General features: G+C 34.5%; 15 protein-coding genes. 10 read left to right on the plus strand and 5 right to left on the minus strand.

From position 1 onward, the window contains the following. A partial coding sequence (locus ACQUQZ_RS24470) for a replication initiation protein (protein ID WP_435357811.1) occupies positions 1-400 on the minus strand: 400 nt, incomplete at its 3' end. 656 nt (positions 401-1056) lie between these two features. Then, the gene (locus tag ACQUQZ_RS24475) at positions 1057-1818 is read right to left on the minus strand and encodes a replication initiation protein (RefSeq protein ID WP_435357812.1); all 762 of its coding nucleotides are present in this window, start codon (positions 1816-1818) and stop codon (positions 1057-1059) included. A gap of 294 nt (positions 1819-2112) precedes the next feature. Here ACQUQZ_RS24475 and ACQUQZ_RS24480 point away from each other — a divergent pair, with 294 nt between their 5' ends. The 6 genes from ACQUQZ_RS24480 to ACQUQZ_RS24505 all read left to right on the plus strand — a co-directional run bounded on the left by ACQUQZ_RS24480 (position 2113) and on the right by ACQUQZ_RS24505 (position 6061). After that, positions 2113-3060, plus strand: coding sequence for a ParA family protein (locus ACQUQZ_RS24480; RefSeq protein WP_435357813.1), 948 nt, complete (start codon positions 2113-2115; stop codon positions 3058-3060). 12 nt (positions 3061-3072) lie between these two features. After that, positions 3073-3936 (plus strand): hypothetical protein, encoded by an 864-nt coding sequence (locus ACQUQZ_RS24485; RefSeq protein WP_435357814.1) that lies wholly within the window; start codon positions 3073-3075, stop codon positions 3934-3936. Positions 3937-4088: 152 nt separating this feature from the next. Next, positions 4089-4298 carry a helix-turn-helix domain-containing protein gene (locus ACQUQZ_RS24490; protein ID WP_435357815.1) on the plus strand — a complete coding sequence of 70 codons (210 nt, stop codon included), beginning with the start codon at positions 4089-4091 and terminating at the stop codon, positions 4296-4298. Then, positions 4288-4599 carry a HipA N-terminal domain-containing protein gene (locus ACQUQZ_RS24495; protein ID WP_435357816.1) on the plus strand — a complete coding sequence of 104 codons (312 nt, stop codon included), beginning with the start codon at positions 4288-4290 and terminating at the stop codon, positions 4597-4599. Before ACQUQZ_RS24490 ends, ACQUQZ_RS24495 begins: the two co-directional genes overlap by 11 nt. Next, a complete protein-coding gene (locus ACQUQZ_RS24500) occupies positions 4596-5582 on the plus strand; it encodes a HipA domain-containing protein (RefSeq protein ID WP_435357817.1) in 987 nt (328 codons plus the stop codon). Before ACQUQZ_RS24495 ends, ACQUQZ_RS24500 begins: the two co-directional genes overlap by 4 nt. 44 nt (positions 5583-5626) lie before the next feature. Further along, complete coding sequence (locus ACQUQZ_RS24505; RefSeq protein WP_435357818.1) at positions 5627-6061, plus strand: LuxR C-terminal-related transcriptional regulator; 435 nt, start codon at positions 5627-5629, stop codon at positions 6059-6061. Here ACQUQZ_RS24505 and ACQUQZ_RS24510 read toward each other — a convergent pair. Genes ACQUQZ_RS24510 through ACQUQZ_RS24520 form a run of 3 tightly spaced genes read right to left on the minus strand, consistent with a single transcriptional unit; the run spans position 6058 to position 11753 of the window. Further along, the gene (locus ACQUQZ_RS24510) at positions 6058-7953 is read right to left on the minus strand and encodes a 7TM diverse intracellular signaling domain-containing protein (protein WP_435357819.1); all 1896 of its coding nucleotides are present in this window, start codon (positions 7951-7953) and stop codon (positions 6058-6060) included. The two genes, ACQUQZ_RS24505 and ACQUQZ_RS24510, sit on opposite strands and share 4 nt — an antisense overlap. Before the next feature lie 3 nt (positions 7954-7956). Continuing rightward, on the minus strand, positions 7957-9792 hold the full coding sequence (locus ACQUQZ_RS24515) for a tetratricopeptide repeat-containing sensor histidine kinase (RefSeq protein ID WP_435357820.1): 1836 nt from the start codon (positions 9790-9792) through the stop codon (positions 7957-7959). 47 nt (positions 9793-9839) lie between these two features. Beyond that, positions 9840-11753 (minus strand): histidine kinase, encoded by a 1914-nt coding sequence (locus ACQUQZ_RS24520; RefSeq protein WP_435357821.1) that lies wholly within the window; start codon positions 11751-11753, stop codon positions 9840-9842. Between the two features lie 338 nt (positions 11754-12091). On the opposite strand from ACQUQZ_RS24520, the gene ACQUQZ_RS24525 reads away from it, so the two are divergent. The 4 genes from ACQUQZ_RS24525 to ACQUQZ_RS24540 all read left to right on the plus strand — a co-directional run bounded on the left by ACQUQZ_RS24525 (position 12092) and on the right by ACQUQZ_RS24540 (position 22295). Next, the gene (locus ACQUQZ_RS24525; protein ID WP_435357822.1) at positions 12092-12289 is read left to right on the plus strand and encodes a response regulator transcription factor; all 198 of its coding nucleotides are present in this window, start codon (positions 12092-12094) and stop codon (positions 12287-12289) included. Positions 12290-12329: 40 nt separating this feature from the next. Then, positions 12330-12650, plus strand: a complete 321-nt coding sequence (locus ACQUQZ_RS24530) for a LytR/AlgR family response regulator transcription factor (protein WP_435357824.1) — start codon at positions 12330-12332, stop codon at positions 12648-12650. A gap of 135 nt (positions 12651-12785) precedes the next feature. After that, positions 12786-13169 (plus strand): hypothetical protein, encoded by a 384-nt coding sequence (locus ACQUQZ_RS24535; protein ID WP_435357826.1) that lies wholly within the window; start codon positions 12786-12788, stop codon positions 13167-13169. Between the two features lie 87 nt (positions 13170-13256). After that, positions 13257-22295 carry a LamG-like jellyroll fold domain-containing protein gene (locus tag ACQUQZ_RS24540; RefSeq protein WP_435357828.1) on the plus strand — a complete coding sequence of 3013 codons (9039 nt, stop codon included), beginning with the start codon at positions 13257-13259 and terminating at the stop codon, positions 22293-22295. Positions 22296-22370 lie beyond the last annotated feature (75 nt).

The raw sequence follows: 22370 nt of genomic DNA on the forward strand, positions 1-22370 counted from the left end.
GTCGGAGTTCAGGGTCAAATTTTAAGATAATATCTGTGCCTTCGGTTTCATCTACGAAACTTTCAGTCGAACTAATCAAGTTGGCTTTGATTCTTTTCTTCCTTCCTTCATCGTCAATTCGTTCTATTTCAACTTGTTTAGTTAAAAGCTTTTCAGCTCCTTCTTTGATAGATTTATAAATAGAACCATTATCATATAATCCAAAATCATGTATAATTTCGGTAGAACTTATGCGATATTGAGCAAAATCAAGGTCATCTGGTCTAATAAGTGTAAGCATTTTTACAAAGACTCTCATCTCCCAAATATCAAATTTATAGCGTGCTTCCACCAACTTATTCGATTTACGAATTAGTTTAATTTGATTTGTTACGTTCTCTGAGAGTTTTGTTTTCCGCATTTTTTTCATTTTATATTTAATATACAAAGCTAATAAATATCACCTAAAAAAACATAAGTGATACAAGAAAAATATGATTAAGGTATTTACCGATATATTGGTGATAGTTACCGACATATTGGTGATAGTTAATAGAACGAACAAGTCATTTATTGATGAAAATTGGGGCTTTTTTGAACAATAAATGGAATAAAAATATGATTTAAATCAAAACGACATATTGGTGATAGTTACCGACATATTAGTGATAGTTAGAGAGATAAGGAATAACCTTGCTACAGAAGCGACATAATGGTGATAGTTGACGACATATTGGTGATAGTTAAAACGATATTTTAGTGATAGTTAACGACATATTAGTGATAGTTAACGACATATTGGTGATAGTTAAGTTCATAAAACATTCACTATCAATTAATTACGAGCATTGAAAATACATAAAATACAATAAAAGTAAAAAAACAAAACAGATAGTTTGTTAATACTAAAATGATTAGTAAAAATAATTTATAGTTTTGATGAGTCTATAAAACCAAAGATAATTTGGGTAGTGTTTTTTTTAGATTTTTATGGAGAAAAAGTGTAAACTTTCGTAGAAGAAAATGTGTGATATGGGCATAAGTGCAAAATTTGCACTTATGCCTTTTTTTTTAAATTTATTTCTTAAAAAAAAACTGTAATGCAATAACTTTTTTTCCTTGTTTTTTCTCTTTAAACTCAAAACTTGTGTCATGAATGGCAAGTTCTTTTTGTGCTTGTTGAATGATGTAGCGTTTAAAATCGAAATAGCGTTCGTATTCCTTATCCCCTATTCTTAGGATGTTTCTGAGTTGGTCAACTGAAATTGTAATCGTTGAATTCTGTCTTGGTAACTTCTTAAATAATTCATAAAAGCATTGCGAATAATAACTTTTAAATAAAATCAATTTTTCCAAGCTACAAATGCTAAACTGATTTTTTAGCTTTAATAAATATTGGTGCAAATTGGCATCAATGCGAAGTTTTATTTGTCCCTTGCCTTTTAAATACTTGGCACTGCTTAACAACGAAACCTGTAAAAGCCCATCTGTTTCTGTAATTTTACAGACATGTTTGATTAAATTGATTGTAGCTTTTTGTAATTCAACAAAAGCAGATTCTCCTTTCAGGCCACTGGCAGCGATAATTTGGCGAGCATCCAATAAAATTTCGGGTAGCACTTTTATTCCATCAATCTCAAGTAAGTTATCGCTGATGTTTTCAATAACAGCAATAAAAATTCTTCGTTCAAACAATGACATATCATACTGTGCCATGATTAAATCATTGAGTTGCTCAATTACATCAGCCCAAATATCGTTTGATGGATTAATATTAGCAACGGGTGGAATAGTAAATAATTGATTTTGGTAGCTCTGATTTGAATAGATCGTTGTCATAATTATACATAGTTTATGTACACCAAATTTCTCGTTTTTAAATTTTGAATACAATTTTTTTTCTTTCTATTTTATATAGTTTACTAAGTATAAAAAAGGTTTATTCATTCTTTGCAGAAAGAGAAATTTAAACGTCGTTCTCGTCGATTTTTGATTTTTTATTACGAGAACGAACCTTGTATTTCGCATTCTGCATGATTTTGTTTTTTTAGTTATATTAGATAAATATTTATCCTTAATTTGTTTTAAAAGATAAATATTTATATTTTTGAAGAAATATTTCAAGCAAACAGTATGATTACGTCAGAATTAGTTATTAAGTTCTTAAATATGAAACCTGCACTCAATCGAACACAGATTGAAAAAGAGGCAGGAATTCCATCAAGGATACTCTACAAAGTAGTTGATGGTTTGGTAAAACTCAATGAAACGCATTTGAGCAAGTTAGAGCCAGTTTTGAGACAATACGGTTATTCGGATGAACTGTTTTCAAAGGCCAGAGTTATTTCGATTGTGAATCATAAAGGTGGAGTGGGTAAGACCACTTCGACTATTAATATTGGAAAAGCTCTTAATTTATTGGGCAATCGAGTATTGATGATTGATATGGACTCACAGGGTAATCTTTCACAGTGCTTTGGTATTCATTCACCTGAAATGCAAGTCATAGATTCTTTATTAAGTAAAGAGCCTTTGCCCATAATTCAGATTGAAGAAAACCTAAACATTGCTCCGTCGGATATACGAATGGCTTATCGTGAATTAGAGTTAGTCAATTCAATTGGAGCTGAGAAACGCCTTCACAACAAAATAAGTCCTATTTTAAGCGATTTTGACTATATCTTAATCGACTGCCCACCTTCGCTTAATATACTCACTACAGCGGCCTTGGTAGCCTCTCACGAGTGCATTGTGCCTATGCAACCCGAAGCTTCGGCGTATTATGGGGTAGAAAATCTTTTTAACCGCATCATGGAGATTAGAGAACATAGTAATTTTTCGCTCACAATCAAAGGAATTTTGTTCACTATGATTCATAAAAACCAAAGTGTTCACAGAGGTATGATTGAACATATCAAGGAAACTTATGGGCATTTTAATATTTTTAAAACCCAAATTGAAAGTTCGACCGTAATCAAGCAGTCGCAGGTAGCTAAACAAGATTTATATAATTATTCCCCTAAGTCACTTTCGGCCGAACAATACATGAACGTTGCTAAAGAAGTTATGACTTTGGCTTAAAATAAAAAAAACATGGCAAAGAATTTTATGGCAGGAATGAAAAAGACTTTGGTTGATTTGCAACCATCTACTTTTTCGGAAACCGAGAAAATAAAAAAGCAAATTGTTGTATTAGATTCACTCAAAAAATTTATACCACCACTCACATCAGAAGAATATAAGCAGCTTGAAAGTAATATCCTAAAACATGGTTGTAAAGACCCGCTGACCGTCTGGGAAACAACTGAGCTGAAAGCGGGAACAGGAGAGGGGGAGGAGCCAATTTTTATATTAATTGATGGCCACAACAGATATAAAATCTGTATGCAATTTGGTATTGATTTTAAGATTGGTCTTTTGGATTTTGAAGATTTGGATGCCGTAAAAGACTACATGATTGATTTTCAGTTAGGTAGAAGAAACTTAAATCCAGAGCAAATTTCATATTTTAGAGGATTGAGATATAACCGTGAAAAAACAGGTAAAGGGAAATACAATAGGGGAGGGGAAGAGAGTATTGATATTGCCGAAAAATTAGCAATTGAACATTCGGTAAGTCCGCGAACGATAAAAAATGATGGAGATTATGCCAAAGGTGTTGAGAAACTCCCAATTGAAATTAAAAGCGAATTATTAGCTGGTAAAATTGATTTGAGTAAAGAGGAAGTTCAGCGGTTAGGCAAAATCGAAGTAAGTACCGAAGAGCTGAATTCAATTGAAGATATAAAAAATGCAATCAGTAAGGGAGAGGAAATATCACCAGTTAAGAGCAACCAGAAGTTAGTAAAAGCCCTCAAAAAAGACGTAATTGATTTTGCAAAAACAATCTCAACTAAGAAAGATTGCGAGCAATTGATGAGTAAAATTTCGAGCCTTAAAAAGCTTTTATCAGCATAAGTGCAAATTTTGCACTTATGCTGATTTTAAACATCTTTCGAATTTATTTCAAATAAAAATGTAATTTAGAAAAAAGAATTATAATTCGTATTTGCTTGTTTTTATTGTTTTTATTTTTAAATTTACTTCAAAATAAGAATTATAATTCTGTTATGAGTTTTGGAAAAATTATAGAAGAGCGAAGAAAATATCTACAAATTCGACAAGAAGACTTGGCCGAACTGTGTAATATTTCTACAAAATCAATCCAAAAAATAGAGAACAATAATGCAAATCCTACACTAAAAACTCTACAAAAAATATTGGATGTGCTGGGTATGGAAATGAGTATAGGTATAAAAAAACTGAATAATGAAAGCTGAGATTTATTTCAATCATATTTTGGCGGGAATTTTAGAGAAAACCCCAAATAATTATACTTTTTCTTATGAAGAAAATTACCTAAAATCTACTCACCCTGCTATAAGCTTTTCGTTTCCTAAGCAATCAAACTTGTTTCAATCTAACTCTCTTTTTCCTTTTTTTAGTGGACTTTTATCAGAGGGAATCAATAAAGAAATTCAATGTAAAGCCTATCAAATTGATGAAAAAGACGAATTTACACGACTGCTAAAAACCGCCAAAAATGATACGATTGGAGCAATAACAGTACAAGAAATATGAATAAATGTTTATCAACATATAAGCCTGTAAAGACTTTCGAGTTTTCAGCAAAAGCTCTAAAGCTGTTATTTGATAATAAGAAAGTCTCTCCATATCTTGACTTTGAAACGCCCGATTTTATTTATAATAATGATTTTGAATATAATATCAAGCAAATTTCGATTTCGGGTGTTCAAGTAAAATATTCTTTAAAATTAGAACAGAATACTTTGAAACTGACCGAAGTAGGGGGGAGGTATATTTTGAAACCGATTCCTGTTGGAAGATTTCAACATTTGGAAATCGCACCCGAAAATGAGCATTTAACAATGCAGATTGCTTCACAGATTTTTAAGATTGAGACTGCTCAAAATACACTGATCTATTTCAAAAACTCTCAACCAGCATATTTGGTCAAACGCTTTGATATAAAAGAAGATGGCACAAAATGGTTGCAAGAAGATTTTAGTCAAATAAAGCAAGTCACACGGCAAAGTAATGGCGAAAACTATAAATATGAAGGAAGTTATGAAGAAATTGCGGCTTTAATAAAGCGATATTGCGGTGCTTGGCAAATCGAAATTGAACGCTTTTATAAGGTTATTTTATTTAATTATCTATTTTCAAATGGTGATGCTCACCTTAAAAACTTTTCTTTGATTCAAACCAAATTTAACGATTTTAGGCTTTCGCCTGCATATGATTTACTGTGTACTTTTTTGCACACACCAAATGAACCCGCATTGGCATTGGATTTATTTTCAGGTGATTACTATTCAGATTCTTATAATGTTTTAGGCTATTATAGTTATACTGATTTTTTTGAATTTGGTATTAAAATTGGTATTCCCAAAAATAGAGTTGAGAGAATAATGCTTGATTTTTCAAAAAAATCATCGACTGTAAAAATGATGATAGATAATTCCTTTTTGAGTGAAGAAATTAAAGAAATTTATTGGAATCAATACCAGAATCGTTTGAGAGGGTATCTATATAAATTATAAATGGTTTTATTACTTAACATAAGATAAATTATATAATATATCATATGCTACCCTCAATAAATCTTAAGATTTTATTATTGACAATGGCAGAAGATGCACGGCACATCCGAGAAGCATTGCGTGCGGGTGTACATGGCTATATTTTGAAAAAAACAGGTAAAGAAGAACTCCACACGGCTATTCTAAAACTGATGGATGGCAAAAAATATTATAGCGAAGCTGTTATTGAAGAATTGGCAGCCACTGCTGTTGAAGATTATAACGATGCTCGACCCGAAACGATTGAACATTTGACAGCAAGGGAAATTGAGATTTTAAAATTGATTACCCAAGAACAATCAACTGCCGAAATCGCTGAAAAGCTTTTTATTAGTATTTCAACAGTTGAAACACATCGTGCTAATTTAATGAAAAAACTCAACGTTAAAAGTGCCATTGGTATGGTAAAATTTGCCATCAAACATGGTTTAGTAGATTAAATAGGAATCAACACTTCGCTCCTAACACCCTTATTTTCAATATTTTGCAAATTCCAAATCCCATTTAATGACTCAACTCTTGCCTTAACATTTTTCATGCCTTTGCCATCGCTTTCGTTGTTGAAAGTACCGATTCCATTATCAGAAACTATCAATTCTATTTGTTTTTCGGTACGAGAAAGTGATATTTTTGCTTCAGTGGCTTTTGAGTGTTTGATGATATTATTGACTAATTCGAGGCAAATACTATATAGTTCAAACTCAATTTTATTATCGACTCTGCCAAAGTCCTCTGCAATATGCAAGTCGAAACGAATCTTGGCGTTCTTGCTGATTTTTCGAACAAAACCTTGAAGTGTTGGCACAAGCCCTTGCTTTTCAAATTCTTCTGGAAGGAGATTATGCGACAATAAACGCACATCATTATAGGCTTTTTCGAGATTTTCTCTTAGATTTTGATGAATTTCTTTCTCTTCATCATTCATTTTTGATTTGTCTATCATATCAACATTCAGCCAAAGTGCTGAAAGTGTACTGCCCAGATTATCATGTAAGTCGAGGGCCACTCGCTGGCGTTCGATGGTTTGACCTTTCAAAAGTGCAGCTTGGAGTTCAGCGTTTTGTTTTTGGAGGTTTTCTTGCTTTTCTTGTGCAAGGCGTTGAAATTCTTTAAGATTATTTGTTTGTATCAAATAATTCCTCTTGTATTCGGTGGCTAATATATAAGATATTGCAAAGGGTATCGACAATAATGCTAAATCGAAGGATATTTCCTGAAATATCCAGTATTTAGTATCTCGAATAAATATGTAAATGGTCATACCAAATAAAAACATCACTGCTGCAATAGTAATACTAATAGCTTCTTTCTTACCATTTCGATAAGCCTTAAATGAAATAAAAGGTATGTAGATACACAAAAAAAATTTAGTTAAAATAAATCCAAATAATTGACCTGTCTTATATGGATAAATCATTGTTGGTATAACTACAATGAAGCAAAAAATTATATAATTATAAAATTTATCTTTTTTCAACTCTAAGAGGTAATATAAGGCAATTAACAAACATAATTCAGCAATTGGACTAAGTAAAAGATGGATAATTGTTAAAAGGTTATGATCATACAAATCATTAATAAAATATTTAATATTTGAGGAAAATAATATATAACCTGTAACAAATGTGTATATTCCAAAATATAAATTGGCTTTTTTATGCTTATATTGGAAGAATAACAAAAGATGAAAGAGTGAAAGAAATAAAAAAATTCCTGTTTTTATATATCCCGAATTATGAGCCCTTTGTGACAAACTATTAATTTTATCGATTGAAATTGGAGCATTTTCTACAATATTAATGATTGATTTAAAGGCTGGATTCGGAAAATTCAAATCAGATACCAAAAATATGTTCGGATAAGCAAATCTCACTGCCAGACAATTAAAGTAATTAGTTTTTAATGGAAGCGAGATTTGTTCTCCCATAGGATCATAACCTTTTACCTCCTCTCTTCTTTCAGAAATGTGTCCAAAAGAATGAATCAATTTACCATTCAGATAAATTTCACTGGCTCCTGTTTGTTTTACAATAAGTGCAAGAAATTTGTCATCAAATTCATTATTAGGCAGCAATCTCAATCTCAACCAAATGATAGGCGATTTTCTGCACTGTATTAAATCCATCACATCTTGTGTCGGGTCAATACTACTCCATTCGCTATCATCAAAGTCAGGTTTGGCAAAGTCGGGGTTGTCTCCTACATGAAATTTCCAACCTTTATCTAGCAAAATACCTTGCTGTGGTATGCTGTCTATACGAAAAACTTCATTTTGAGCATAAACGCCTAAATGAAAATTAGCCAATAAACTCAATATTAATAGTTTTCTCATAGACTAAATCGGTATATTTATTTGTGAATTTGTCCCTTGATTTTCTTTTGAATCTATAATCCAAATCCCATTCAGAGAATCCACTCTTGCCTTTACATTTTTCATACCTTTACCATCGCTTTCATTCTTAAAAGTGCCTATTCCGTTGTCTGAAACTATCAATTTGATTTGCTTTTCAGTTCGAGAAAGTGATATTTTTGCTTCAGTGGCTTTTGAGTGTTTGATGATATTATTGACTAATTCGAGGCAAATACTGTATAACTCGAACTCAATTTTATTATGTACTCTGCCAAAGTCATCGGCAACTTGTAAATCGAAACGAATTTTTGAGTTTTTGCTTATTTTTCTGACCAAGCCGTGTAGTGTTGGCACAAGCCCTTGTTTTTCAAATTCTTCAGGCAAAAGATTATGCGACAACAAACGTACATCATTATACGCCTTTTCGAGGTTTTCTCTTAGATTCTGATGAATTTCCTTTTCTTCATCATTCATCTTCGATTTGTCTATCATATCAACATTCAGCCAAAGAGCCGAAAGTGTACTTCCCAAATTATCATGTAAATCAATGGCCACCCGCTGGCGTTCAATGGTTTGACCTTGTAATAGAGCAACAGATATTTGAGCATTTTTATTAAGTAACGATTCGTTATACTGTCTCAATTGTTTATTTGTTTGAAGCACATAAATAGTTGATAATATGCCTATTACACTTAGAATTGTCCAAAACCATCGAGCTTGATTTTGATTTGCATTTTCAGAACGTAGTTTTTCGAGTTCAGCTTTTTGAAGTTTTTCAGCTTGCTCATGAAGAGCAGCCTGAGATTTCATTCCTTCAATATTATTTTGTTCAATCTCCCTTTTATCTTCAAGTAAATAAAGTTGGTGTTTTTCAAGAGCTTCTAATGCGGCCTGATAGTTTTTCAAACCTTTTTCTACTTTATAGACATAATTGGGATAAAGCTCTAAATGAGCTTTATCATAGCTGAATTTTATTAATTTGGGTAAGTACTTTTTTGCCTCCTTAAAATTCTTCTTTCTTATATAATATGAAATTAATTCTTTGTATGTTTCCCAATGTAAATATTTTTCATGTAAAGAATTAACAGGGATTTTTTCGAGTGTAGAATTTATTAAACTTAATGCCTCATCCAAGCTATCGAGTTGAAGGAGGGTAAAACCTGTATTTAATTTGTTACCCTGGTTATTGATTTTTTTGGGGTCGTTAAGAATATCATATTCTCTATACACTTTCAAAGCATTTTTAAACTCATTTTTTGTGTAATAATATTCACCTTTTGCATTCAGTGCATTAAATAAATGTCTTTTGTTATTTGCTTTTTTAGCAACTAATATCGCCTTTTCAATATATTTTAATTCATTAAAGACACCTTTGAAATTATAAATAATGCTTAACCCCATTCTTGTAAGTGTTAAAGCTTGGTGGTCATAATCCTTCAATTTTTCAAATTGAGATTCTGCTTCAGCTAAAAACTGAAAAGATTTAATATGTTCACCTGTGTAAGTAAATTTATGCACCCCGTTCCATAAATTATAGATAGCGGTCCCTTTTTCCCAATTACTTAATTGAGATTGGGTTTTAAGTAGATTCCGAATATAGGTTTCATCAAACTCTTTCACCTCCTTTCTATCAGCATAATTTATACAGAGCATAAGAGAATCCAACTCTATAATCATTAGTGTATCTCTTCTAATTGACTGGATTTGTTTGGCTAATGCCAAATACCGATTTTTGTGTTTAGCAAAATCTGACTGTCCATAATTGCACAAAGGGAGCAACACCAAAAAACATAACTTTACAACTATTTTTCTTATTAACATAACAAATAAATTTTATTATTTATAATAGGTATATCTCTATTTTTTTACTAAACCACTATGACTATTTCATTGACTACACCTATGTTTTCAATATTTTGTAAGCCCCAATCCCCATTCAAAGACTCAATTCTGGCTTGTACATTTTTCATTCCTTTGCCATTAGAATTATTTTCATAAAAACCGATTCCGTTATCTTCAATTATAAGTTTTAATTGATTTTCGGTTTTTGAGATTTTAATTTTTGCCTCAGTAGCTTTTGAATGTTTGATGATATTATTGACTAATTCCAGGCAAATACTGTAAAGTTCAAACTCTATTTTTTTATTTAATTTGTCAAGCGTTTTATCAATCTGTAAATCAAATTTTATACTCGTATTCTGATTAATTTTTCTAACAAAATACTGTAATGCGGCTGTAAGTCCTTGTTTTTCAAGTTCATCGGGAAGTAAGTTATGTGACAGCAAACGCACATCATTATAGGCTTTTTCGAGGTTTTCTCTGAGGTTTTGATGAATATCTTTTTCTTCTTTATTCATCTTCGATTTATCAATCGTATCGACACTCAACCAAAGTGCCGACAAGGTACTGCCTAAATTATCATGTAAATCGGCAGCTACACGCTTGCGTTCGATGGTTTGACCTTGCAGAAGAGCAGTTTGAAGTTCAGAATTTTGTTTTTCAAGGGTTTCATTTTGAATTTTTAGAATTTGTTGTTTCTCAGTGGATAGTTTTTCTACTTCATTCAACTTTTGAACCAAACTCTTACCCGTTCGGGTATATTCACTTGCAAGCATTAGTGATAAACAAATAGGAACGCTTGTTAAACATAAATTAGCAAATAGAGTAATTCCGAATTCTGAGTACTGTAAAATACGAAACTCTATCATATACCAGATAGCAAAAAATAAAATATAACATATATATCCAGCAAATATGTACCATGCGGCAGTGATACCATTCCCGATTGTTTTGATAGATAACCTTATAGATTCAATGGCAAGGAGTCCTGCAAGAGATAAATTATAATAGAATATACCGAAATTAGGGTTATAAAAACATACTGGGTAAGCTGATAAAAAGACCAAAATTCCTATCCAAAACATACTTTTTTTGGGTAGGTTTAAGAAATCATAAATTATAAGGAATGTTAAAATGGCAATAAATGTCGATAAAATAATTATCAAACTTGTTTCAACGTATAATGACGTAGCAAAAATGGGTAAGTTAGTAACGAGATTTTCAAAATGAAAGATGAATACATTACAAAGTGCATATAGACTAATATAAAGGTTTGATTTTTGTTGCGGGTAGGAAATAAAAAAGAAAAAATGTATTAAAAATAAAAAAAGGAATAACCCTACTTTCAAATAATCGAGTAAGGCATAATCATTTTTTTTTTTCACAAAACCTTCAAAAGAATTATCTAAATCAACTATTCGCACTTTAAAAAGATTATATTCCTTTGGCTTATGTTTTAGAAAAATTGGGGGATTGGCAAAAGAAAATCGAATACAGAGTGTTTGCATTCCAATCTTTTGAAAAACAAGACTATAAAGTTGACCATTGGGTAATAAAATTTGTTCTTTTTCTTGGCTCACAACACCCAAGCTATGAATCAAAGCATTATTGAGATATATTTCAGAAGCTACTGTTTGGTCAATTTCAAACGCAAAGGCTTTATTAACCAATGAAGAATCAACAGTAAAATTTAATCTTAAATACCCTATTTTAGCTTTTTTTATCTGAGGTAAGTCCTTTACATCCTTCGTCGGGTCAATACTTTCCCATTTACTATCATCAAACTTAGATTTTGCAAAATCAGGGTTATCGCCTGCATGAAACTTCCAGCTTTTGTTCAATAAAATGCCTTCTTTTGGCAAACTATCTATACGAAAAACCGATTTTTGCGAAAAAGTCGCAAAAGCAACAAAAAACAAAATGAAGTTAAGTATATATTTCATCACAGTTAAATGTTTTGAATTGGAATCGAAATTCAGCATTACAATTGATTTTTGTTGCTTGGTCTAATAGTTTGAGCAACAAGCTTTGTAGTCAAGTAAAGCTAACAGAACTAATAAATACCAATACATATTTTTCATTGTCCAAAAGAATGATTTTCTAAGAATTCTTTGAAATTTCTGTAAAAGCCTTCACATTTCCAAACCTCCCTCTTAAATATCATGGTAAACCATGAGTAAAAAATCATGGTTTACCACTACTAAAATTCATGGTAAACCTTGACAATTTATTATTTCGAGAAACCACAATTTTGTAAGGAAAATAAACCCCTTAAACGGCAATGGCACTGACAAAGCGAGAACAAGAAATATTGGAGCTAATAGCCAATGAACTCACAACTGAACAGATAGCACACTTTCTAAATATAAGTATTCCAACAGTAGAAAGTCATCGCCGAAATATGTTTCGTAAGCTCGGAGTACAGTCGGTAGTTGGATTGGTAAAAGAAGCCTTGAAGAATGGTTGGATACAAGTTTAATTGTCAATAAAAAATTATAAACCTAAAACAACCCTTAGCTATGGAAAATACAATTCCTATTGGTGGATTTCGTTGGGTAAAACCTAATGAAATCATGCTTCTTCAAGCAGATATTAATTATACAGTTATCCATTTCAAAGATGGAGAAAAATTTATTGTTGCCACGCCACTCAAAAGCCTTCAAGCACGCTTTGAGCCTTTTAACTTCTACCGAACTCATAAATCATTTATGATTAATCTTGAATGTGTGAAACATTTTTTAGAGCCACATAAGCAAGTTCAAATGACTAACAATAAAAAAGTGATGGTTTCAAGGCGAAAAGTAAATGGCTTGAAAAAATCGCTTTTAAATGACCGATAAATCGAAACTACTACCGTTAAATCGGATTTTGAAAGCTTTACTTATAAATATTATCACATTTGTCTCAGTATTAATAGCCCTTATACGATAGATAAAGTCAATATTTTTCTTCAAAAAATAACCCTAATTTAAAAAATGAAAACTTCCAACTTCTTACTATTTCTTGCCATTTATGGCATTCTTACTGGCTGTATGATGCTATTTAATGCAGGCGGTTCATTAATAAATTATGGTGTTCAGCCAATTGATCATTACCATATTTCTATTATCCAATATGTGGGGATTAGCAATATTACAATGGGCTTTCTTTCTTTTTTGTTACGCAATGAACAATCAAAAGTTTCTCAAGCCATTCTCCTTACCACCTCAATTACTACAGTTGGCAGTTTTTTGAAGGGTTGCTATGATGTCTATATAGTAAACCTTCCGAGCAATACCTTTTTCTGGATCGATATGAGTTTTAGGCTTTTGGTGGGGTTGGTGTGTTTATTTTATATTACTCAAAACCAAAAAAAATAATTTCTAAAATCTTTATCAATGAAAATCTATCAATACTCAGTTTGGTCGAATGTTCAATATCTATAACTGTCATGAAATAATAAAAAAATGAAAAAAATACTAATTATTTTCTTCTTATCTCGAATTGCTTTTGGGCAAGAAGTAGTATCTCCAACGCCAACAATAGCAACTCTGGGTTCTACAATAAATGTATATTTTACGAATCCATCTAATAATGCTGGTCCATTTGAAGTAAAGCTTTACCAGAAGGAAAAAACAAGCTGTTATGATACTTGTCGTTCAATCCAATCTGTTAAATTAGTTGCTTCAGCCATTGGTAATTCTTCAGCTATCAGCTTAGAAATTCCTCTGAATATAGAACCAACAGGCTCAAAACAACTTATTGAATGTATTGGAATACCCTGTGATACTTATTATTCTTATTGTTTAACAATTTGCCCTTCTTGTTTCACAATCGATGAAGAAAACTTTCCAATTCCTTGTTATGAAATCGAATTAATCGAAGGAATTTTTGGAGGAGGTGGAGGATCTGTACTTCAATCTCTTAATTTATCTCAATCTCAAATTTGTCAAAATAGTACATTAACTGCAACTTTTCAGCACCAAAAAATTAATGCTGATAACAATTTTACTGTTGAGATATCGGATCAAAATGGCAATTTTGAGTCCCCAATTGCAAGTACCACAATTGCAGGTAATACAGCTACTACAGCCAGTTTAGTTATACCATCAACAGCCCCAAGCTCAAACGGTTATATCCTAAGAGTTAAATCAAGTTACCCTGTAAGTTCAATTCAATCGAATTTAATAATTGGTATTTTATCGCCACCTACGATAACTACTACTATTGTAACAGCAGGTAATTTAGCATCTCTTACTGCGGCATGTACAAATGGTGCTGTAAAATGGTATGACCAAGCATTTGGTGGTACACTCTTGCAAACGGGTAATAGTTATAGTACTCCTGTTTTGACAGCTAATACAACTTATTTTGCTTCTTGCGAAGATGGTTCTAATTGTTTTTCTCAACGTACACCTGTAACTGTAATCATTAATGTTCAGATTCCTTCACAACCAGAGGGTTTTACTGAAAGTAGTACATCTGTTTGTAAAGGAAAAAGTAATGTAATTTATACTGTACCTAATGTAGCTGGTGTAACGTATAATTGGTCCTATTCAGGAACAGGGGCAACGTTTAGTAGTACTACTAATAGCGTTTCTATCAATTTTGATATGAATGCAACCGCTGGAACATTAAGTGTAACTGCTAATAATGGTGCAGGCACAAGTCCTGCACGTACTTTAGATATTGTTTTGCAAAATGGTCCCTGTGAGGAATTAATTGCCCATTATCCACTCGATGGCACTGCTGATGATGTCAGCGGGAATAATTTACACGGTGTGATAAGTGGTACAGTATTGGCAACCCCTGATAGATTTGGCAATCCTAACAGTGCAATGCACTTCAATGGAGATGTTAATAATCGAATTAGTGTTGCTGACCATTTTTTATTAAGACCGAAAAGTGTAACTCTTGCGACTTGGGTAAAAATGTCGGGTAGTAGTTTTCAAGCCTTTGTGGGTAAAAACTACGGAAATTGTATCCAAAATCCATGGCAATTGGGTTTTGATGGAAGTAATCTTAGTTCTTGGTCATTTTACAATGCTTCAGCCTGTGGGGAATATTCTGTTCTTCAATATTCCCCATTTCCAAGAGACAGTTGGGTTCACTTAGTACAAGTTGTTGATACAGACAATGACATACATAAATTATACTTAAATGGCAATTTAGTTGCCAGTCAGGCATATACAGGTGAAATTATTTATGATGATAAACCTGTTTTTTTTGGTATGGATATAGATAATGGTGGTATGTTTGGTGCATTAAATGGAGATTTGGATGATGTTCGTATCTATGGTTCGGCCTTTACCGACCAACAAGTTTTAAATCTGTATAACGTTGTTCCTTGTACGGTATCAATAGGAGCAAATGCTACTACTCTTTGCGAGGGTAGTGATTTAGCACTTTCTGCTCCCCCAAATTTTACTTATTCTTGGACTGGACCAAATGGCTTTACAAGTAATTTACAAAATCCAACCATATCAAATATCAGTACAGCAGCATCAGGTATTTATTCTCTTTCGATAGTTTCTGCTAATTGCTCTGCAACCGCTACTTCTACAATCAATGTAAAGTCAACAGCATCTTGTAGTGGTCTTATAGCTTATTATAAGCTTGATGGCAATGCCACAGATTTTAGTGGAAACAATTTACATGGTACGATTCATGGTACGCTTAATTCGGCGACTGATGTGAACGGCAATCCCACTGGATCTTTACATTTTGATGGAAACATCTCAAATTATATCAGTGTCAATGATAATGCTTTATTACATCCTGCCAACATTACGATTTCGGCTTGGGTAAAATTATCTGGTAGCAACTTTCAAGCGATTTTAAGTAAACCCCTTGGCACAAATATCACAAATTCATGGCAATTTTTAACCAATAATGACTATCTTATTTCAGTTCTTGGTTTAGACAATGTTTCCAATCTCGATCAAATTTTATTCAGCCCTTCACCAATCAACAGATGGATTAATTTAGTTCAGGTCATTGATAGAGATAATGACACACATAAATTTTACATAAATGGAGAACTCATTGATACACATCCATTCACCGGTGAAATTTTGTATGATAATCATCCTTTACTTTTAGGAGCTGATATAGATTTGGGCAATCTTGTTTTATCACTCAATGGTGATTTAGATGAAGTAAAAATATTTGGGTCGGCTTTCTCAAATAGTCAAATTAAAGAATTATTGGCAGATAAATGTGGCATTGACATATCGAGTAATTCTCCTTTATGCAGCGGAAACTCATTGACTCTTTTTAGCAATAAAGCAGATAGCTATTTATGGACTGGACCAAATAGTTTTACAAGTTCTTTACAAAACCCTACAATTTCCAATGTAACTGCCTTAGCAACAGGCAATTATATGGTGACTGTTACTAATCTAAACGGATGTACGGCTACAGCTACTACAAACATCACTATCAATCCTTTGCCCATTCCAACTATTGGTAGTAATTCTCCAAAATGTGTGGGTAGTACACTCAATCTCACTGCTTCGGGGGGTACAAGTTACTCGTGGGCAGGAGTCAATGGATTTAGTTCTACTGCTCAGAATCCTACCATTCCAAATGTAACTGCCTTAGCAACAGGCAATTATATGGTGACTGTTACAAATGCTAATGGATGTACGGCTACAGCCACAACTGCTGTTACCATTAATCCTTTGCCTACTCCAACTATTGGTAGTAATTCTCCAAAATGTGTGGGTAGTACACTCAATCTCACTGCTTCGGGGGGTACAAGTTACTCGTGGGCAGGAGTCAATGGATTTAGTTCTACTGCTCAGAATCCTACCATTCCTAATGTAACTGCCTTAGCAACAGGCAATTATATGGTGACTGCTACAAATGCTAATGGATGTACGGCTACAGCCACAACTGCTGTTACCATTAATCCTTTGCCTACTCCAACTATTGGTAGTAATTCTCCAAAATGTGTGGGTAGTACACTCAATCTCACTGCTTCGGGAGGAACAAGTTATTCGTGGACTGGTGTCAATGGATTTAATTCTACCATTCAAAACCCTACCATTCCTAATGTAACTGCCTTAACAACAGGTAATTATATGGTGACTGTTACAAATGCTAATGGATGTACGGCTACAGCCACAACTGCTGTTACCATTAATCCTTTGCCTACTCCAACTATTGGTAGTAATTCTCCAAAATGTGTGGGTAGTACACTCAATTTCACAGCTTCGGGAGGAACAAGTTATTCGTGGACTGGTGTCAATGGATTTAGCTCTACTGCTCAGAATCCTACCATTCCAAATGTAACTGCCTTAGCAACAGGCAATTATATGGTGACTGTTACAAATGCTAATGGATGTACAGCTACAGCCACAACTGCTGTTACCATTAATCCTTTGCCTACTCCAACTATTGGTAGTAATTCTCCAAAATGTGTGGGTAGTACACTCAATTTCACAGCTTCGGGAGGTACAAGTTATTCGTGGACTGGTGTCAATGGATTTAGTTCTACTGCTCAGAATCCTACCATTCCTAATGTAAATACCTTAGCAACAGGCAATTATATGGTGACTGTTACAAATGCTAATGGATGTACGGCTACAGCCACAACTGCTGTTACCATTAATCCTTTGCCTACTCCAACTATTGGTAGTAATTCTCCAAAATGTGTGGGTAGTACACTCAATCTCACTGCTTCGGGAGGTACAAGTTATTCGTGGACTGGTGTCAATGGATTTAGTTCTACTGCTCAGAATCCTACCATTCCAAATGTAACTGCCTTAACAACAGGTAATTATATGGTGACTGTTACAAATGCTAATGGATGTACGGCTACAGCCACAACTGCTGTTACCATTAATCCTTTGCCTACTCCAACTATTGGTAGTAATTCTCCAAAATGTGTGGGTAGTACACTCAATCTCACTGCTTCGGGAGGAACAAGTTATTCGTGGACTGGTGTCAATGGATTTAGCTCTACCATTCAAAACCCTACCATTCCTAATGTAACTGCCTTAACAACAGGTAATTATATGGTGACTGTTACAAATGCTAATGGATGTACGGCTACAGCTACTACAAACGTCACCATCAATCCTTTGCCCATTCCAACTATTGGTAGTAATTCTCCAAAATGTGTGGGTAGTACACTCAATCTCACTGCTTCGGGAGGAACAAGTTACTCATGGACTGGTGTCAATGGATTTAGTTCTACTGCTCAGAATCCTACCATTCCAAATGTAACTGCCTTAGCAACAGGTAATTATATGGTGACTGTTACAAATGCTAATGGATGTACGGCTACAGCCACAACTGCTGTTACCATTAATCCTTTGCCTACTCCAACTATTGGTAGTAATTCTCCAAAATGTGTGGGTAGTACACTCAATTTCACAGCTTCGGGAGGAACAAGTTATTCGTGGACTGGTGTCAATGGATTTAGCTCTACCATTCAAAACCCTACCATTCCTAATGTAACTGCCTTAACAACAGGTAATTATATGGTGACTGTTACAAATGCTAATGGATGTACGGCTACAGCCACAACTGCTGTTACCATCAATCCTTTGCCCATTCCAACTATTGGTAGTAATTCTCCAAAATGTGTGGGTAGTACACTCAATCTCACTGCTTCGGGGGGTACAAGTTACTCGTGGGCAGGAGTCAATGGATTTAGTTCTACTGCTCAGAATCCTACCATTCCAAATGTAACTGCCTTAGCAACAGGCAATTATATGGTGACTGTTACAAATGCTAATGGATGTACGGCTACAGCCACAACTGCTGTTACCATTAATCCTTTGCCTACTCCAACTATTGGTAGTAATTCTCCAAAATGTGTGGGTAGTACACTCAATCTCACTGCTTCGGGAGGAACAAGTTATTCGTGGACTGGTGTCAATGGATTTAGTTCTACTGCTCAGAATCCTACCATTCCTAATGTAACTGCCTTAGCAACAGGCAATTATATGGTGACTGTTACAAATGCTAATGGATGTACGGCTACAGCCACAACTGCTGTTACCATTAATCCTTTGCCTACTCCAACTATTGGTAGTAATTCTCCAAAATGTGTGGGTAGTACACTCAATCTCACTGCTTCGGGAGGAACAAGTTATTCGTGGACTGGTGTCAATGGATTTAGCTCTACCATTCAAAACCCTACCATTCCTAATGTAACTGCCTTAGCAACAGGCAATTATATGGTGACTGTTACAAATGCTAACGGATGTACGGCTACAGCTACTACAAACATCACTATCAATCCTTTGCCCATTCCAACTATTGGTAGTAATTCTCCAAAATGTGTGGGTAGTACACTCAATCTCACTGCTTCGGGGGGTACAAGTTATTCGTGGACTGGTGTCAATGGATTTAGTTCTACTGCTCAGAATCCTACCATTCCTAATGTAACTGCCTTAACAACAGGTAATTATATGGTGACTGTTACAAATGCTAATGGATGTACGGCTACAGCCACAACTGCTGTTACCATTAATCCTTTGCCTACTCCAACTATTGGTAGTAATTCTCCAAAATGTGTGGGTAGTACACTCAATTTCACAGCTTCGGGAGGAACAAGTTATTCGTGGACTGGTGTCAATGGATTTAGCTCTACTGCTCAGAATCCTACCATTCCTAATGTAACTGCCTTAACAACAGGTAATTATATGGTGACTGTTACAAATGCTAATGGATGTACGGCTACAGCTACTACAAACGTCACCATCAATCCTTTGCCCATTCCAACTATTGGTAGTAATTCTCCAAAATGTGTGGGTAGTACACTCAATCTCACTGCTTCGGGAGGAACAAGTTATTCGTGGACTGGTGTCAATGGATTTAATTCTACCATTCAAAACCCTACCATTCCAAATGTAACTGCCTTAGCAACAGGCAATTATATGGTGACTGTTACAAATGCTAATGGATGTACGGCTACAGCCACAACTGCTGTTACCATTAATCCTTTGCCTACTCCAACTATTGGTAGTAATTCTCCAAAATGTGTGGGTAGTACACTCAATCTCACTGCTTCGGGAGGTACAAGTTATTCGTGGACTGGTGTCAATGGATTTAGTTCTACCATTCAAAACCCTACCATTCCTAATGTAACTGCCTTAGCAACAGGCAATTATATGGTGACTGCTACAAATGCTAATGGATGTATGGCTACAGCCACAACTGCTGTTACCATTAATCCTTTGCCTACTCCAACTATTGGTAGTAATTCTCCAAAATGTGTGGGTAGTACACTCAATCTCACTGCTTCGGGAGGTACAAGTTATTCGTGGACTGGTGTCAATGGATTTAGTTCTACTGCTCAGAATCCTACCATTCCTAATGTAACTGCCTTAACAACAGGTAATTATATGGTGACTGTTACAAATGCTAATGGATGTACGGCTACAGCTACTACAAACGTCACTATCAATCCTTTGCCCATTCCAACTATTGGTAGTAATTCTCCAAAATGTGTGGGTAGTACACTCAATTTCACAGCTTCGGGAGGAACAAGTTACTCATGGACAGGTGTCAATGGATTTAATTCTACCATTCAGAATCCTAAGATTTTCAATGTAACTGCCTTAACAACAGGCAATTATATGGTAACTGTTACTAATACTAATGGATGTACGGCTACAGCTACTACAAACGTCACTATCAATCCTTTGCCCATTCCAACCATTGGTAGTAATTCTCCAAAATGTGTGGGTAGTACACTCAATTTCACAGCTTCGGGAGGAACAAGTTACTCGTGGGCAGGAGTCAATGGATTTAGTTCTACTGCTCAGAATCCTACCATTCCAAATGTAACTGCCTTAGCAACAGGCAATTATATGGTGACTGTTACAAATGCTAATGGATGTACGGCTACAGCCACAACTGCTGTTACCATTAATCCTTTGCCTACTCCAACTATTGGTAGTAATTCTCCAAAATGTGTGGGTAGTACACTCAATCTCACAGCTTCGGGAGGTACAAGTTATTCGTGGACTGGTGTCAATGGATTTAGTTCTACTGCTCAGAATCCTACCATTCCTAATGTAACTGCCTTAACAACAGGTAATTATATGGTAACTGTTACTAATACTAATGGATGTACGGCTACAGCTACTACAAACGTCACTATCAATCCTTTGCCCATTCCAACTATTGGTAGTAATTCTCCAAAATGTGTGGGTAGTACACTCAATCTCACTACTTCGGGAGGAACAAGTTACTCATGGACAGGTGTCAATGGATTTAATTCTACCATTCAAAACCCTACCATTCCTAATGTAACTGCCTTAACAACAGGCAATTATATGGTAACTGTTACTAATACTAATGGATGTACGGCTACAGCTACTACAAACGTCACCATCAATCCTTTGCCCATTCCAACTATTGGTAGTAATTCTCCAAAATGTGTGGGTAGTACACTCAATTTCACAGCTTCGGGAGGAACAAGTTATTCGTGGACTGGTGTCAATGGATTTAGTTCTACTGCTCAGAATCCTACCATTCCTAATGTAACTGCCTTAGCAACAGGCAATTATATGGTAACTGTTACTAATACTAATGGATGTACGGCTACAGCTACTACAAACGTCACCATCAATCCTTTGCCCATTCCAACTATTGGTAGTAATTCTCCAAAATGTGTGGGTAGTACACTCAATTTCACAGCTTCGGGAGGAACAAGTTATTCGTGGACTGGTGTCAATGGATTTAGTTCTACTGCTCAGAATCCTACCATTCCTAATGTAACTGCCTTAGCAACAGGCAATTATATGGTAACTGTTACTAATACTAATGGATGTACGGCTACGGCTACTATCAATGTGACAATAAATCCTCCACCAACTGCCACTGCAAGCTCAGCAGGTATTTGTAATTCAGGATTCAGTATTGGACTTTCTTCTTCGGGCGGAAGTAGTTATTTCTGGCAAGGGCCTAATGGATTCACAAGTAATAGTCAAAATGCAGGAGTAAAAAACTTTACAACGGCTATTTATGGTACTTATACTGTAACAGTTACAAATAGTCTTGGATGTTCGGCTACTGCAACATCAAATATTTCAATACCTGCTCCACCAACGGCATCTGGCACTACAATTCAATCAGGGCAATCTACAATCTTGTCAGCAACGGGTTGCAGTAACTTTATTTGGTATGCTGAACGTACAGGTGGAATCCCTATTTCAAATCTTAATACCTTAAACACTGGTGTTTTAACAACAACTACTATCTATTATGTACAGTGTGGTTGTTTACCAACTAATAGAACTCCTGTATCAGTTACTGTAACAAATTCACCATGTCCAAGTACTCTTAACATATCTGGTAACCAAACAGGTACTCAAGTGCAAAAAGCAATCAATACAATTACTGCTCCACCAACTGGAAACACCACTACAATTCAAACAGGTGCAAATATTACTTTCAGTGCAGGAAAGAGTGTGTTATTACAACCAGGATTTAAGACTGAAACAGGAACTGTCTTCAAGGCCGAAACAAGTGGCTGTAATTAAATAAAGAGAGCCTTATTTTTAATTAAAAATAAGGCTCTTACACCAATAAAATAAATAATATCAACCTTTTAAATT

Origin of the sequence: Emticicia sp. SJ17W-69, assembly GCF_051209875.1 — a bacterium.
Classification (GTDB): Bacteria; Bacteroidota; Bacteroidia; order Cytophagales; family Spirosomataceae; genus Emticicia.